The organism is Fluviicola taffensis DSM 16823, from assembly GCF_000194605.1.
Classification (GTDB): domain Bacteria; phylum Bacteroidota; class Bacteroidia; order Flavobacteriales_D; family Crocinitomicaceae; genus Fluviicola; species Fluviicola taffensis.
In genome coordinates, this window is the sequence record NC_015321.1 from 4166346 (window position 1) to 4182225 (window position 15880).

Annotated in this window: 16 protein-coding genes; 8 read left to right on the plus strand and 8 right to left on the minus strand. The window is 35.3% G+C overall.

The features are described from left to right. Positions 1 to 152 precede the first annotated feature (152 nt). Positions 153 to 1766, plus strand: coding sequence for a S41 family peptidase (locus tag FLUTA_RS18220; protein ID WP_013688383.1), 1614 nt, complete (start codon positions 153 to 155; stop codon positions 1764 to 1766). A 1-nt stretch (position 1767) separates the two neighbouring features. Then, the gene (locus FLUTA_RS18225; RefSeq protein WP_013688384.1) at positions 1768 to 2265 is read left to right on the plus strand and encodes a DUF1573 domain-containing protein; all 498 of its coding nucleotides are present in this window, start codon (positions 1768 to 1770) and stop codon (positions 2263 to 2265) included. Between the two features lie 245 nt (positions 2266 to 2510). Here FLUTA_RS18225 and FLUTA_RS18230 read toward each other — a convergent pair whose 3' ends face one another. Then, a complete protein-coding gene (locus FLUTA_RS18230) occupies positions 2511 to 2978 on the minus strand; it encodes a hypothetical protein (protein WP_013688385.1) in 468 nt (155 codons plus the stop codon). Between the two features lie 145 nt (positions 2979 to 3123). Here FLUTA_RS18230 and FLUTA_RS18235 point away from each other — a divergent pair, with 145 nt between their 5' ends. From FLUTA_RS18235 to FLUTA_RS18260, 6 genes are all read left to right on the plus strand, one after another. Then, complete coding sequence (locus FLUTA_RS18235; protein WP_013688386.1) at positions 3124 to 3741, plus strand: L-threonylcarbamoyladenylate synthase; 618 nt, start codon at positions 3124 to 3126, stop codon at positions 3739 to 3741. After that, positions 3738 to 4304, plus strand: a complete 567-nt coding sequence (locus FLUTA_RS18240; protein ID WP_013688387.1) for a glutamine amidotransferase-related protein — start codon at positions 3738 to 3740, stop codon at positions 4302 to 4304. Before FLUTA_RS18235 ends, FLUTA_RS18240 begins: the two co-directional genes overlap by 4 nt. A gap of 28 nt (positions 4305 to 4332) precedes the next feature. Then, on the plus strand, positions 4333 to 5565 hold the full coding sequence (locus FLUTA_RS18245; RefSeq protein ID WP_013688388.1) for a nucleoside recognition domain-containing protein: 1233 nt from the start codon (positions 4333 to 4335) through the stop codon (positions 5563 to 5565). Beyond that, positions 5566 to 6066 carry a hypothetical protein gene (locus FLUTA_RS18250; protein ID WP_013688389.1) on the plus strand — a complete coding sequence of 167 codons (501 nt, stop codon included), beginning with the start codon at positions 5566 to 5568 and terminating at the stop codon, positions 6064 to 6066. A 4-nt stretch (positions 6067 to 6070) separates the two neighbouring features. Continuing rightward, positions 6071 to 6571 carry a GNAT family N-acetyltransferase gene (locus FLUTA_RS18255; protein ID WP_013688390.1) on the plus strand — a complete coding sequence of 167 codons (501 nt, stop codon included), beginning with the start codon at positions 6071 to 6073 and terminating at the stop codon, positions 6569 to 6571. 79 nt (positions 6572 to 6650) lie between these two features. Next, the gene (locus FLUTA_RS18260; RefSeq protein WP_013688391.1) at positions 6651 to 6989 is read left to right on the plus strand and encodes an MliC family protein; all 339 of its coding nucleotides are present in this window, start codon (positions 6651 to 6653) and stop codon (positions 6987 to 6989) included. 44 nt (positions 6990 to 7033) lie between these two features. Here the strand turns inward: FLUTA_RS18260 and FLUTA_RS18265 are convergent, their stop codons facing one another. From FLUTA_RS18265 to FLUTA_RS18295, 7 genes are all read right to left on the minus strand, one after another. After that, positions 7034 to 7555, minus strand: a complete 522-nt coding sequence (locus FLUTA_RS18265; protein WP_013688392.1) for a hypothetical protein — start codon at positions 7553 to 7555, stop codon at positions 7034 to 7036. Between the two features lie 3 nt (positions 7556 to 7558). Further along, on the minus strand, positions 7559 to 8098 hold the full coding sequence (locus FLUTA_RS21035; RefSeq protein WP_013688393.1) for a Smr/MutS family protein: 540 nt from the start codon (positions 8096 to 8098) through the stop codon (positions 7559 to 7561). After that, complete coding sequence (locus FLUTA_RS18275) at positions 8088 to 9041, minus strand: site-2 protease family protein (protein ID WP_013688394.1); 954 nt, start codon at positions 9039 to 9041, stop codon at positions 8088 to 8090. The genes FLUTA_RS21035 and FLUTA_RS18275 overlap by 11 nt, the downstream gene beginning before the upstream one ends. Positions 9042 to 9053: 12 nt before the next feature. Beyond that, on the minus strand, positions 9054 to 9968 hold the full coding sequence (locus tag FLUTA_RS18280) for a WD40 repeat domain-containing protein (protein ID WP_013688395.1): 915 nt from the start codon (positions 9966 to 9968) through the stop codon (positions 9054 to 9056). Next, the gene (locus FLUTA_RS18285; protein ID WP_013688396.1) at positions 9968 to 10789 is read right to left on the minus strand and encodes a phosphosulfolactate synthase; all 822 of its coding nucleotides are present in this window, start codon (positions 10787 to 10789) and stop codon (positions 9968 to 9970) included. Before FLUTA_RS18285 ends, FLUTA_RS18280 begins: the two co-directional genes overlap by 1 nt. Positions 10790 to 10834: 45 nt before the next feature. Continuing rightward, on the minus strand, positions 10835 to 12235 hold the full coding sequence (locus FLUTA_RS18290; RefSeq protein WP_013688397.1) for a tetratricopeptide repeat protein: 1401 nt from the start codon (positions 12233 to 12235) through the stop codon (positions 10835 to 10837). Between the two features lie 500 nt (positions 12236 to 12735). Continuing rightward, a complete protein-coding gene (locus FLUTA_RS18295; protein WP_013688399.1) occupies positions 12736 to 15768 on the minus strand; it encodes a T9SS type A sorting domain-containing protein in 3033 nt (1010 codons plus the stop codon). Positions 15769 to 15880: the final 112 nt, after the last annotated feature.

Genomic DNA, 15880 nt, shown 5'->3' on the forward strand with positions numbered 1-15880 from the left:
CCTTCTTTTCAGTCGAAATAAAAGACCAACATTTCATTGTTCGTAACTAGCCTATCAAATTACCTTTTTTTAACAAGAATCTAGCGCTTCGGAAATTTCGAACAAGTTGATTGAACGTTTTATCATTATATTAGTATTCTCAAGAAAATTGTATGAAGTATTATAGCGTTATTCTGATCTTACTCGTAAGTATCAATTCATTTTTTGCATCTGCACAAAAAACACCTACAGACCCAAGAGTTCCTACAAATGGTCAACGTCTAGATGAAATCTTCATGTATATCAACAAATTGTATGTTGATCCAGTTAATGACAAGGAGTTAATGGACGCTGCGATTATTTCGATGCTTGAAAAATTAGATCCTCATACTGTTTATATTCCAAAAGACGAAGTTGAAGCAGCAAATGTGGCTATCGATGGGAGTTTCGTAGGGATTGGTGTTCGCTTCCAAATATTGAAAGACACATTGATGGTTGTTGAAACAATTGCAGGCGGACCTTCTGAGAAATTAGGAATTCGCGCTGGAGATAAAATCGTCATGATTGATGGACAAAATGTAGCTGGTATTGGTCTGAAAAATACCCAAGTTCGCGAAAAATTATTAGGTGAAGCGGGTACGAAAGTTCGAGTTGATATTCTAAGAAAAGCTCAGAAAAAACAAATAAACTATGTGATTACTCGAGATAAAGTTCCAGTGAACTCAGTAGATTGTGCTTACTTAGTTACCCCGAAAATTGGTTATTTGAAACTAACTTCCTTTTCAAGAACTTCTCATGATGAAATCAAAAAAGGCTTGGAAAAACTGAAAGCTCAAGGAATGGAAAGTTTGATTTTAGATTTACAAGGTAATGGCGGTGGATTATTATATGCAGCTCAGCTAATTGCTGATGAATTACTTTCAGACGATAAATTAATTGTTTATTCAGAAGGTCGCTCACAGCCACGTCAAGATTTGAACGCTGGAAGAAGTGGTTCTTGGGAAAAAGGAAAAGTGGTTATTTTGATTGACGATAATTCTGCTTCTGCATCTGAAATTCTTTCTGGAGCTGTTCAAGATTGGGATCGTGGATTAATTGTTGGTCGAAGAAGTTATGGAAAAGGGTTGGTTCAAAGACCAATTGATTTATCGGACGGCTCTCAAATGCGCCTGACAATCGCTCGATACTTCACTCCTTCTGGTCGATTTATTCAACGATCTTACGAAAATATTGATGATTACAAAAACGAGTACATGAGACGATTCATGCACGGTGAGTTTTCTCATATTGACAGTATCAAGCTTCCAGATTCATTGAAATTTGAAACACGAATTACAAAAAGACCAGTTTATGGTGGAGGTGGAATTATGCCCGATTTCTTCGTTCCAATTGATACTTCAGAAATTACAGATTTGTACCGAAAAGTAGTTCAAAACGGTTCTTATGGAAGCTTCCCTTTGTCTTTTGTTGATAAAAATAGAGATGAATTGAATAAGAAATATGAAAGTATCGATCAGTTTATCACCAACTTTAAAGTAGATAAAAAGTTAATGGATGAGTTTTTTGATTTTGTCAAAAAGGAAAACAAAGATTTTGAGTTCAAAGAAGATGAATACAAAATTAGTAAAGAGATTATGGAATTAAGATTAAAAGCAACGATTGCTAATGATCTTTTTGGAATTGAAGCATTTTATAAAATTTACAATCAAAAGAACGAAATTCTTCAAAAGGCAATCCAATTGCTTGAAACAAAAGAATACGATAAACAAAAACTCGCAATGAATTAAGATGAAAAAAAGAAGTTTATTTATTGGCCTTTTATTAGTAGGCGGACTAGTAGTAGCATGTTCAAACAACTCAGATAATACTGGAAAAGAGAGCGAATTAGTAATGGAAGTTGCGGATGATCCCGAAACAATCAAAGCAAACGAGCAAGCTCTAAAGGAATTAGAAGCACAAAAAAAAGAAGAAGCAGGGTCTATTACAATCATGAAAATCGACAAAGAAATTCATGATTTTGGAAAAGTCACTGAAGGTGTAGAAAACCATTGTACGTTCGTCGTAACAAATACTGGAAATAAACCTTTAATTCTTTCGGATGTGAAGGCCAGTTGCGGTTGTACAACACCAAGTAAACCAGAAGGTCCGATTGCTCCTGGGAAGTCAGATAAAATTGAAGTTGGTTTTAAGCCTAGCGGAAAAGGTGTGAACGAAAAAACAATTACCATTACAGCCAATACAGAACCCCGAATTACAGTGGTGAAAGTGAAGGCAGATGTGCAATAATAAGCAGAATTTGAAAATGAAAAAGTAAATAGTTTAATGACTCTGCAACAACGAGATTCTTACTCTTTTCTATTTTAGAATATTCGTAAAGAGCTTGAATAATTTCAGGCTCTTTTTACTTTATTGAAAAAACCTAAAACAATGACAATCATAAGTATAACACTAAAAGTGTTCACAAAGATGTGAACACGAGAATTCCCGAATTTGAGAATTCTAATAGAAAAAAATTACTTCTACGTTTTAACTTAAAACAACTCTTTCAACGAAGCAGACTTCTTTGCATATGTTTCCAAAGCAGTTTTAGTTGACTCCTTCAGTTTACCGTACCCTATCATGATTGATGCTGCATCTTCGGTAATATTTCCGTCATATTTTAACTGTTTCGGGGCATTTTCCTGAATCAACAATCTCAAAAAGCGATATTCGACATTCTCATCATTCGATTTAATTTCCGTTTCTAATACTTTCTTTCCTGAATTGAACAAAGCTAGTTTATCCTTAGCCGTTTTTTCAAACTGTGCAGCTTTCATCGTTAAAGCACCTTTAAACGCTTTTACTTCAGATGATTCCTTTAATTTTTGAAGTTCATCCAATTGCTTTTGTACTGTTTCTTTAGATTCACTCGCCAAAGCATTGTAAATCGACTTACGGTCCAATTGTGAATAAGCTGTCAAGCTGCTAAAAGCGATTAAAACAAAAATTAGGATTTTCATGGAATTATTTTAGTGTAAAGATACTTTGTTAATTCAAAATGATGAGTTCAAAAAAGCAAAAAGTGTTCCAAATTTGAAAACTTCCTTTCATTTCACTTATCGCGATTTTTTGATTAAATTTATCAATAGAAAAAATCAAACAAATATGTTCATAGAAATTAACCCAACTAATATTGACAATCGTCTTGTGCAGCAGGTTGTGGATGAATTGAAAAAAGGTGGGATAATCATCATTCCTACTGATGCCGTTTATGCAGTTGCATGTGATGTAATGAACAAAAAAGGATTGGCTGAATTAGCTAAATGGAAAGATGTGAAACTCTCAAAAGCTAATTTCTCCATTATCTGTTCAGATTTAAGCGAAGTATCTGAGTATGTAAAACAACTCGATAGAAATACATTTCGTTTGTTGAAGCATTATTTACCTGGTCCATTTACCTTTATTTTAGATGCTACGAGTGAGGTCTCTAAACTCTTCGATTCAAGTAAAAAAGAAATCGGAATTCGTATTCCTGATAATAAAATTGTTCAAGCTATTGTTGAGCGATTAGGGAATCCGATGGCAGTAACATCACTTCATGATTCAGAAGATGAAATTATGGAATATTTCGTAGATCCAGCTTCTATTTATGAGCGTTACGACGATGAAGTAGCCATCATTATTGATGGTGGTCCAGGAAAGCTAGATGCATCAACCATTGTTGATTGCACGAATGGAAATGCGGAAATTATCCGTCAAGGAGTTGGTCAAATAGATTTATGATTGTCATTATCGATTGTGGAAGTTCTAAAACACCTTTGATCGAATCAATTGTGTATGAATTCATGGACACACGAGTTGTTCCACTTTTTGAATTTCAGCGAGAACAACATTCGGATGCACTTGGCTTTGTAATCTCTGGCGCTCCAATTCTAATCACAGAAGTCGATATCGAACCCTATTTGAAGCAATTTGAATGGTTAAAATTGGAAGAGAAACCCGTTTTAGGAATCTGTTTTGGTCATCAAATGCTTGGATTAACGTTTGGAGCTCTTTCGAATAGACAACGAGAAGACCGCGACTGGCAAATCATCGAAGTCATTGTAGATTGTCCCCTTTTCGAAAAACTTCCTGTTGAAATTGAATTGATGGAAGATCATTGTGAAGCTATTAGTATTCCAAAAGATTTCATCCATGTTGCAGTTTCTGATGCCACTGTCAATGAAGGAATGATGCATCAGAACAAACCGTTTTATGGAATTCAATTCCACCCAGAAGTATCTGGAAACCATGGAGCCATTATTCTTGAAAACTTTGTTCATATTTGTGAGCAACATTCGAAATAGTAGAATAATAATTCCCGACTTTTGAGGTATGGTATTGAATAGAGTTTGGATTGGAATGTTTGTCATTGCAATCGTAATGGGTTTTTCGAAGCTTCTATTTTGGCAGGATACATTTATTCTTCAAAAAATGATGGATGCGTTTTTTGAAGCTGCAAAATCAGCTTTTGAATTAGCTCTTTACATGACAGGCATTATATCCTTATGGATGGGACTAATGAAAATCGGGGAAGACAGTGGTGCTGTAAACATCATGTCAAGAATGGTTTATCCTCTGTTTTCAAAGTTATTTCCTGAAATTCCAAAAGATCACCCAGCGATGGGGAGCATCATGCTGAATTTTTCAGCAAATATGTTAGGTTTAGATAATGCTGCAACTCCAGCAGGACTGAGAGCAATGCAACAACTTCAAGAAATCAATACAGAAAAAGACAAGGCTTCAAATGCACAAATCATGTTTATGGTTCTGAATGCATCAGGCCTTACAATTATTCCAGTTTCTATAATTGCTGCCCGTGCAGCTGGAAATAGTACTAACCCAACTTCTGTTTTCATTCCAATACTTTTAACTACCTATTTTGCAACTTTAGGAGGCTTGATTTTTGTAGCTATACGCCAAAAAATTAACCTGTTTCAAAAGAATATCCTCCTTTATATTGGAGGGTTAACTAGCTTAATTATTGCCTTACTTTATTACTTGAATACACATCCAGAACAAATTGATACAATCTCTCGAGTTCTAAGCACTACAATAATTTTCGGTTTTATTACTTTCTTTATTGTCATGGCTCTTAAGTCAAAAATTCAAGCTTATGAATCATTTATTGAAGGAGCAAAAGGAGGCTTTCAAATCTCATTAAACATACTACCTTATCTAGTTGCCATGCTCTGTGCTGTTGCATTATTCAAATCTTGTGGAGCATTGGAAGACTTTATGAATAGTTTGAAGTGGTTTTTAATGGCATGTGGGGTGAGAGCCTTAGAATTTGTTGATGCACTCCCTGTAATCTTAATGAAGCCCTTCTCTGGATCTGGTGCACGTGGATTAATGGTTGAAAATATGGCCACTTTTGGGCCTGATTCTTTTGTAAGCAATTTATCTGCAACTTTTCAAGGAAGTACTGAAACTACTTTTTACGTTTTATCCGTATATTTCGGTTCAGTGGGAATCAAAAAAACACGTTATGCAGCAACCGCAGGGTTATTCTGTGATTTAGTTGGTGCTGTAGCTGCGATTCTGATTGCTTATCTATTTTTCGCATAAATGAGTTGGTTTAAAAAAATATTCGGAAAAGAGCCTTTGGAAAACAAAAAGAAGGTCGAAGTGAAAAAAGCAGATATCGCATTTGCTGAATTCAACTATCCAACAAAAATTATTCTGGCTTGGATCAAAGCACTCGAAGGCCATCAAGAATTGGAACAGTTTCTCTATGAAAATGGATATCAAGAGATTTTCTTTTTGAATCGGGCAATCAATTTAAAACAAGATGCCAGGGATTGGTTATTGAAAAATGGATATCCGCATTTAATGGCTTTTGTGAATGCTGCAGAAGGAAATGAAAGTGCACAACACTGGTTACAAGTTCACGGCTTTGAGTTTTTGTACAACGCAGCTATTGCTATTGATGATGATGAAGCTGGTTTTAAATGGCTGAATATCCATACAGATGAATTCACTTTTGGCTTGATAAAGACAATCAAAAAAATCAAAGACCAAATCGAGTTTAACCACAACGACATGTATTCTTTTGGAAAAGATCGATAATAATATGATAACTCTTCGCTTAGCAACATTAGAAGATGCTTCAAGGATCCAAAAAATAGCTGAAGATACGTGGCCCATTTCTTATGAAGGAATTATTTCTCCCAATCAAATTAGATACATGTTAGACCTCATGTATTCCAAAACTAAGATTGAAACAGCGATCAAAGACCAAAATCAAGCATTTTGGTTGGCTGATAAAGATGGTGAAACTCTTGGCTTTTGCAGTATCGAATTTGGTAATCCTTCTTCTGAATATTTGAGAATTCACAAGCTCTATCTTCTACCAGAAACACAAGGATTGGGAATTGGGAAATTGTTGATTGACAAAATAACTCATGAAGGATTATCGCATGAATTGTCGTTTCTTCATTTGAATGTAAACAAACACAACAAAGCTTTTCATTTCTATCAAAAACTGGGGTTTGAGGTTGAACGAGAAGAAGTTATCGATATTGGGAATGATTATATCATGGACGATTTTGTGATGGTGAAAGCAATTCGCTAAACGAATCTTTGATAACGCGATTTCACGAATTCGTTATATTACGAATTAACTATTTACAAATCTTTGAAAATTGATTTTTATGAAAAAAAATGTTCTCGCACTTCTATCAATTCTATTTCTTTTTAGCTGTGGAAATAATGATTCTGTTTTCAAAAAGAACCGCAATATGGAATTCAATTGCGAAAACGACTTTAAGGTTCATTTTAAGGAAAGTACTACAATTACCAATTCGGATAGCACAACCACCATTTCTGTATCCGTTAAAAGCAAAAATCTAAACGAAGAATACATCATGCAACAAGTTCGTGCTGCCAGTGGAGTTAAATATGCTACGAAAGATGGAAAATTTATCTTTTGGGAACATCAAGGAGAGTTTTCATTTGGAACAGAAGATTCTACGTATTGTTTGTGTGAGTGAGAAAATGTTCAAATGTTCAAATGTTCAAATGTTCAAATTAATGCTTAGTGAATTACTTTTCTACTTTTCTTTCGAAATATCCACTTCAATGTCAAAAAGCTCATTACTGCAGAGATCATAAAAAGCAGGTCAAAACTAAACGGGAACCTTGGAATGAACATATATGTTGGTAACAAAGGATTAGAATTTGAATAATCCAATCCAGTTTGAAGAATCAACTCCAATCCTGTAACAAAGATTCCTACAAATAAACTAATTGCGAATAGAAGTATCAATAAGTAACTTTTCCAAGTTTTAAAGGGTGGAACTTTCAGCCAAATGCGATAAGCAATCAACGGAATTATTGAAATAGCTAAAGCACTTACAACGAGATTAAGGTTAACTAAGTTGGGATATTGATGTCTGAATCCGTAAAATTCAACTATCCACAAATGAACTACTTTACCTCCTACTACATTGAGAAATAGCAAAAAGAAGGTGATTGTAACCGCAAGGATCTTTATCAAATCACTCTTTGGTTCTTCGGTTTTTAAAGACTCGAAATTATCAATGGGTTGTTCACTCATAAACTACCAATTCGGATGAAACTCGATAGCAGTAGCACCTTTTCCGTATTCATGAAAATCAGCGTCGTACACTTCAATTTGATCTTGGAGTGCCAAATAAGTGCGAATCTCATTTTTCAGAACACCTTCTCCTACTCCATGAATTACCACCAACTTGTGAACTGATTTACTCTTCGCTTTTTTGAAAGTCGATCGGAATTCGGCCATTTGCTTCATTAAAATTTCAGTATTCGACATTCCCTGCGTAGATTCCAGAATCTCTTCAATGTGCAAATCGATTTCCCAAATGGTTCTTGGCTTTTTCACACCTGTTCGCTCTTGGATGATGCGAAAGGTCGTATCAGGTTCTAAATCTTCTTTTGAAATGGTTATTTCATCATCAGCATATTTCTCAGAATGTATAAATACCAATTCATTCAAGGGAAACCAACGATCGAAGCCAGAATCATCGGTAACATACGCCCGATTTTGTTCTAATTTCAATATAATACCATCTCCTTTTTCGTATAAAAAAGAAATTTTTTGACCAACTTTAAACTGCATCTGAAATATTCTTAAAAAGACCCTGACTCCACATCAAATAGATGGGACCAAAAATAGCCAATATCCAAGCAAGAATTACTAAAAATTTCATGAAACGAGTGATATCTTGTTCCATCGGAGGAACCAGCATATTTTTCACCTCATTCGCAACAACTGTTTTGGTGTCTTCACCTTCCATGTTTTCAACGAATCTACGAAGTCCAGGAGTATGTTCCAATACTTGATTTTTCACAAAATGATAAGAGCGATCAGACAAGTTATCGTAAGTAGAATTGAAATTCACATCATCTTCCTTCAATCCTTTATGAATTAAATAACGACGGTGCAAATTCCTTACTTGGAAGCCCATTAAAAATCCAAAAATCAGGATAATGTACCATTCCATGAAATAACCAATTGCAATCAACGACAAGGAAGAAATAAATGAAAAGATGACTTGAAATAATTCGATTTTCTCGAAAAATAAGATGTTCAACATGCGCCCACCATCCAAAGGAAGAATAGGCAGCAAATTCAAAATATTGACAACAAAAAACAACATCGAGGTCTCAACCATCCATCCAATTTCCCAATTAAATCCAAGAATCCACAATACTACGCCGATAATAATTCCTGGAATTGGCCCCGCAAGAACAACCATTAAACTTTCTCGTTGACGATAGGATTCTTTTTTACCGTGGACAAATGCACCCATTAACGGTATAAATAGCATGCGAACGTTCTCATACTTGTACAATTTCATGAACAAATAATGGCCTCCTTCATGAATAATTAAAACGGCAAGCAATTGAATTAAAAAGAATAATTCATCACCAAAAAACAAAACAAAGCTCAAAGCAAAAAGCAATAATGAAAAAACAGTAACCGCCATATGGCCTTGTCTTACTGGTTCATTTTCCAAAAAAGGTTTTGGCGGGTATAAAGAATTGAAATCGTTTTCCATAGTAGAACTAATTTACGAAATTTCGGAATCAGAATCAATTTTAAGACCAAATAATCTCCTGTTCTTTTTCCAAACAATGATTTTTTTATCATCTCCATAGCTGGCAAAAGTCTGCTCATCGATGAACACTAACCCATTCACAGATCGATTGTGTCCGCCATTCTTAAATTCCATTTTTTGATCAATCTCTTTGAAATTTGATTTCCAAACTTTGATTGTTTTATCCATGGAAGATGTAATAAATTGATTTCCAATACGAATCAATCCATAAATTGTTTGATGATGAAGTGGTGTTTTTTGAATAACTTGATAATTCAAATCACTGATTACCAAATGAGCATCCCTTCCCGCTGTTATAATTCGATTTTGGGATAATTCGGGTAAAATCACATTACTTCCTAATTCATTGGGTTCCCAAGAAGCAATTTCATTCCAAGTTTCAATAGAAAAAACTAAGATTCCAATCAATTGTGTACAAACGAAACAATAATTGTTCGAAATTGATAAAGATCTGATTTTTCCAGCCGCTAATGGAAGATGCAGTATTCGATTTCCAGAATCCACATCCAAAACCATTAAATTCCCTTCTGAATCACCAGCGATTAACCAATTCTTTTCTTCGTTAATCAACAATGAAAACCAAGCGTTTCCAAAAAAATTATGTTCCCATAAAACTCGTTTGGATTCGGTATCAACAGCTATTAAAGTTCCGTCAGTGCTCCCAATGCAGCATACTTTTGAATTTACTGCTAATGTATAAGCGGCATGCTCTAACTTCACTGTGAATGAAGTATCTTGCAATCCTGAAACAATATTCCAACGAGTTACATATTTGTCACCAGAAGAACTGTATAAATAAGTCCCATCCCAAGAAGCAGCATAAATTGGCCCAGCATGTCCATTCAATACAATCTTGGCTTGAAACATTACGCTTCTTCTTCGTCGTCTGGGTCGTCTGAATCAACTTGTTTTAAACGCAATGCGTAATCAGCTGGAAGAAAATCAAAGAATGTATCTCCTCTTAATCCCAAACGCAAACACTCCAAAGGAATAATCTCATTCGGTGCAATGTTTCCAAGATTCACATTTGCTCCAAACAATTTCACAAACCAAACTTGCTGATTTTTTTGTGGAGCTTCCCACAAAATATCTTCTGGTTTTACTTTCGCAATAATTTTGTTGATGAGCATCGTATGAGCTGTTCCATTTGGACGAAAAACACCCACATTTCCAGCCTCACGGCCTTCCGCAATGACTTTCCAAGAACCTGCTTCCAACTCAGAACTCATCATTTTAATCCATCTTCCAGGACTAATTAAAATCCCTGAATCTTTTGATCCAACTTCTGAAAGAACAGTTCTCGTTTTTGCCATTCGTTGAATTAGCTCCAATTTCTCATCGTGATTCAAAATGATTGAACCATCAGATATTTCTGCTAAATCCAAATCATATTTGTCCAACAACCTTAAATAATCCTCAAAACGACCGCGTGCATGAAAAGCTTCAAAGAGTGTTCCTCCAAAATAAGGTCTCAATCCTGCCGAACGGTACAACTTGATTTTCTCTTCTAGATTGTTTGTAACATACGCTGTTCCAAAACCAAACTTTACAATATCGGTCAAATGTCCACTTGCTTGGATAAAATTTTCGGCTTCAGTTAAACTTAAGCCTTTATCCATCATCATCGTAACACCATTGTTACGTGGTTGAGTAGTACGTTCTGGAATATGAGGTAAACTAAAATTCATTATGATTGTAAATTGATAATTGAGTTTCTATTTCTAACTAAAACTCTAAGAGCGTGTCAAATTTACTAATTCTTCGACATCCGCCAATTCTGGATAGCGAATAAATACATCTTTTGTTTTTTCTGGATCTTTATTAAAAGACTCAACAAGCATTATTTTAGCTCCTTCCGGATTATTTGAAATCCAGTTTAAATAAATAATTGGAAGTACAGAAAAGAACAATTGATTTTTCAATATGAAATTTTCAACAAAGGTTCTTACTTCTCCAACTCGATTTTCTATCAAGAAATCCACATAGTCAAAATAACAATCTTCATTTCCTGGCTCCAAAGTCAAACAAGCTAAATAAGCTTCTTCAGCTTCTTCTAACATTTCGGCGTTCTCTAAAGCTCCAGCATAAACATGGTAATATCCATCCATTTCTGGCTCTATTTCCAAAGCTCTTTCGATATAATGTAAACTTTCTTTGGGATGACCTTGCAAATCTTTTACAATTCCCAATCCCAACCATGCTTCCGCCAAATTAGGAGCCAATGAAAGGGCTTTTTGATAGAAATCCCAAGCTACAGTTAAGTTTTCTAATTGCTCATTGGCTTCTCCTAAATAACAGTAAGTTAATGCATCATCCCCATCAATGTCGATACAACGCTCAAAAGATTCAATTGATTCATTGTATTGCTCAATAGTCAACTGCGCATTCCCCATATTGAAATAAGCTGGCGAAAAACGATCGTTTATTGCAGTACAATATTCGTAAGCTGTAATTGCATCTTGAAACATTTCTTCTTTTGAATAAGTGTTTCCAAGATTATACCAAGCGGTAAAAGAATACGGATTCTCATCCAAAAACGTTCTGTAAGTATTAATTGCTCGCGCATTGTCTCCTAACTGATCAAAGCAAAAAGCCAATTCATACAACGCACCTTCATTTTTTGGATTGGAACGCATTGCTTCTTCTAATACTTCAACCGCAGACTTAAAGTCTTTTAATTGCTCTAATTCGGTCGCTAGATCTAAGAAAATCTCATCCTTTTCTTCACGATCTGCTAGTTCTAACGCACGTTTAAAGAAATTTACAGCTCTTTTGCTATCTCTCAATTGACTAAAGATAGTTGCCTTAGTCAAAAAAAGTTCCATCGACTCAGAATCAATCTTTTCTGCAGAATCCAATAATTCTAATGCTTCTTTCAATTTCCCTAATCCTGACATTGCTTGAGCTCTTCGGATTTGAAACAACGTATTGAATGGATATTGTTGAATTCCAACTTCGGCAGCCAACTCCCCTTTGGAATAATTGCCATTCATTAAGTAATGATCTATAATTGCTTCTAGACGATCGCTGTCAAAAAAACCAACAGAGTTACTTTCGAGTTGCGCTTCGAAACGTTGCAAATCATCATTTAGATGGTTCTCAAAACTGTCATTATCGTCTTCCCAGTCAAACATACGCTATCATTGAGTTTCTATAAAATTAGGCAAAAATGGAGCGAAGATGAAATGTTTTAGGAAAGTTTATGAACAGGTTATTAAAATAACTGCGAATGTCGAATGTCAAATTGCAAATAATGGAATTGATATCAATCAGAGATTCAGGGATTATCATTTTAAAATCAGTTGATTTTTGGACTAACTATGAACTCAAAAAAAATGGAGTTATTGAATTGGAAATTACTTTTCTATATCAAAGATAGGATGTGAAATGAACATAATTCCAAATCACTCGCAAAGACTTTGGAGATAAGTACGAAGATGATATTTATAAAACTTTATCTAGCAACCAAAATACTGACTATAAACATTTTAAAACCCATCACTTAAAGTAAGCGACGTAATATTGCGGAATTACGTCTAAAATGCCATATTTCACAAAATTCCATACTTATCTTCATAAAAAAAGTCCTTCCGCCATTGCTGACAGAAGGACTCTTCTATTTATTTTAAGAATCTTAGTTCTTTACAAAACGTGTACTTGAAACTTGTCCTTTGTTGTTCAAACGAACCACATAAACACCTGAAGTCAAATTGCTCACATCAACAGTAATAGAACCGTTAATCGTTGAATTGTAAACTACATTTCCTACTAAATCAACTACTGTCATTTCAACAACTGCATTCAAGTCAGTTAATTCAATTGTAACAGCGTTAATTGCAGGGTTTGGATAAAGTGTAGCATCTGCTGATGTTAACTCATCTAATCCAACAAACGAATAAGCAAGGATCACTTTTCCTAAGATAACATTGTCTACTGAATCGATGTTTTTCAATTCAACTTCCCCTGTTGACCCAAAGTTGTATGTGTTATTTACATATAATGCTTCCACATTCTGTGTAACCGGTTTCATGTTAGTTGCATCATATACTGCCCACAATGGCTCAGACGCACTAGTCCCTGTTTTGTTATCCAATACGATGTATTTTCCTAAGCTTGCATTGAAGATGTTCTTTTCTGCTGTTGCAGCTCCACCAACGGTAATATCAGCAAATGCAGGTGTATTTACTCCATAGTGGTCAGCAAAGATAATTGCAGTACCCCCATTCGTAGCACCAGCGCTGAATGTGTTACCAATAATTGTGATCTCATCACTGTAAGTGTTTCCTTGAACACCGTTTGTCATCAACTTCGTGTTTGCCATCAACGATGTAAACGCAGTTGCAGTTGCTTTCGGTGTAAATACGTTTGCATCTACAATTACGTCTTTAGAAGCCGAGCTCAACAAACCAATTTTTGAGAATCCCTCAATTGTATTGTCATAAAATTCTATTGAACCAGAAGCAATCCCGCGAATTTCAACTACTGCATACAAGCTGTCAGAAGTCATATTCGTATTCATATTAGCACCTGAGAATGTGTTATCGTATACATCAAACAAGGAGTTGTTTAATGGTGCGCTAAACATTGAAATTCCATTGATATCATTTGATTCAACTGTCAAATCTGTTGCGATATTTGCCGTTTGAATTGCATAATATGCTTGAATTTGATTGTTTGCAATTAATCCACCAGGACCATTTGCAGAACCAGAACCTAAATAGAATCCACGACCAAATACATTCAAGTTTGTTGCCGCAGTAGTGATTCCGTTATCAGTAATTTCTACTGTATCGATTTCACCTGTAGCAGAAGTCAATTGTACTGCAAAAGCAGACCAAACCATCCCTTCTAAATCCAAAGCAGCAGTTGAGATAAAGTCATTCTTTGATACTTTCAAGTTATTGAAGTTACTTGCAGTTGAAACAACTCCTTTAATTCCAGTAGCATTTGTTAATCCCATTCTGAATTCAAATCCATTTACTGTTACATCTTCAGCATTTACATCAATGATGTTTGCTTGATTTGTTGTAATTACAGGTTTGTCATTCACATCTGAAGCTGTTAAAACCAATCCGTCTTGACCAATATTTAAAACACTTGTCAAAGCGTAGCTACCTGGATAAACGATTACTGAGTCCTCGTCAATTGCAACAGAAATTGCATGTGCAATAGTCAAACATGGGCTTCCTGGAAGTGTACATGTATTCAAAACGTCAGTTCCTGTTGTAGAAACGTAACGATTTTCTCCATATGCAGTCAAATATATTTTCCCTAAACCTGCTTCATCCGATTGATCATTATTTTTTGCTTCAATCGCTGCAAAATTGGCCAATCCGTAGTTATTGTAAATTGCATAAGCCTCTACGTCTTGTGAGAAAGGAGCCATTGTTGTTGCTGGATAAGTAGCCCATAATGGGAATGCTGTACTTGGACCGCTTAACTCATCCAATGCAATGTATGTTCCAAGGTTTGAATTAAATGTATTCTTGTCTGTTACACCAGCTCCACCAATTGTAATATTTCCAAACGCCGGAGTGTTCACTCCATAATGGTCTGCAAACAAAATTGCAGTTCCTTGTCCAGTTAAACCTGCATTGAATGTATTTCCTTGAATCGTAATCTCATCAGAATACGTGTTACCTTGAGCACCATTGGTCATCAATTTTGTATTTGCCATGATTGAAGTAAATCCACTAGCAGCTGCATCTGGTGTAAAAATATTCCCTAGTACGGATACATTTTTAGAAGCTTCACTCAACAAACCGATATTTACGTAGTTTGAAAACTGGTTTCCACTAACATTCACATCCCCTACTTCGATAGAACGCAATTCCAATACAGCATAATAGCTTGCAGGAGTCATTTGTGTATTGTTTCCTAACATGTTGTCTTCTACATCCACAATAACACCTGCTTTTGGAGCAATAATCAATACTGTTCCATCGATGTCGTTGTCAGAGATTGACAAATCATCAGCTATCAACGCAGATTGAATAGCGTAATAAGCTTTGATTGTGTTACCGCTGATTGTTCCTCCTGGAGCATCTAATCCTGTACCTCCATTTCCTAGGAAAATTCCACGACCGAAAACATTTGAAGTTGCATCAGCAATAATCTCATTGTCTTCGATAGTTACGTTTTGAACGTCACCAGAAGTTGCAACCAATGAAATAGCGAAAGCTGTCCAAACCATATTGGTATTAGGAGTTCCTGAAATTGGATTTGTAGATTCAAAAATATTCCCGCTAACTTTCAGGTTGTCAAAATCTCCCGTGTTTGCAACAATTCCACGCAAACCAGTTGAAGCAGTTAAACCCATTTCAAAATGGAGATTCATAATAGTAACATCATCGCTGTTTACTGAAATAACATCAGATGCAGATGATGTAATAACTGGCAAATCCATTGGATCAAGCGCAGCAATTACAACAGGTTGCAATAAACTAAGCGTAGAAGTAAGATTGTAGTTTCCTGGAGCAATTTTAATCGTATCATCTGCTATAGCTTCCGAATAAGCATGAGAAATTGTTCCACATGGATTTCCTGGTGTTTGGCAATCATTAGAAACGTCTGTTCCAGTTGTGGAAACATAACGTGTCTGAGAAAAGCTGATACCGGAAACCATCGTGATAGAGGCTACAAAGAGCCATTGTAAAGGTGATTTCATAATCATTTGTTTTAAAATTAATCCCACAAAAGTAGACCTTCAATGAATGTTTTCCAATTATTTAACACTCAAGCATTAAATAATTAACAATTTAAAAATTAGTTGCCGTTAA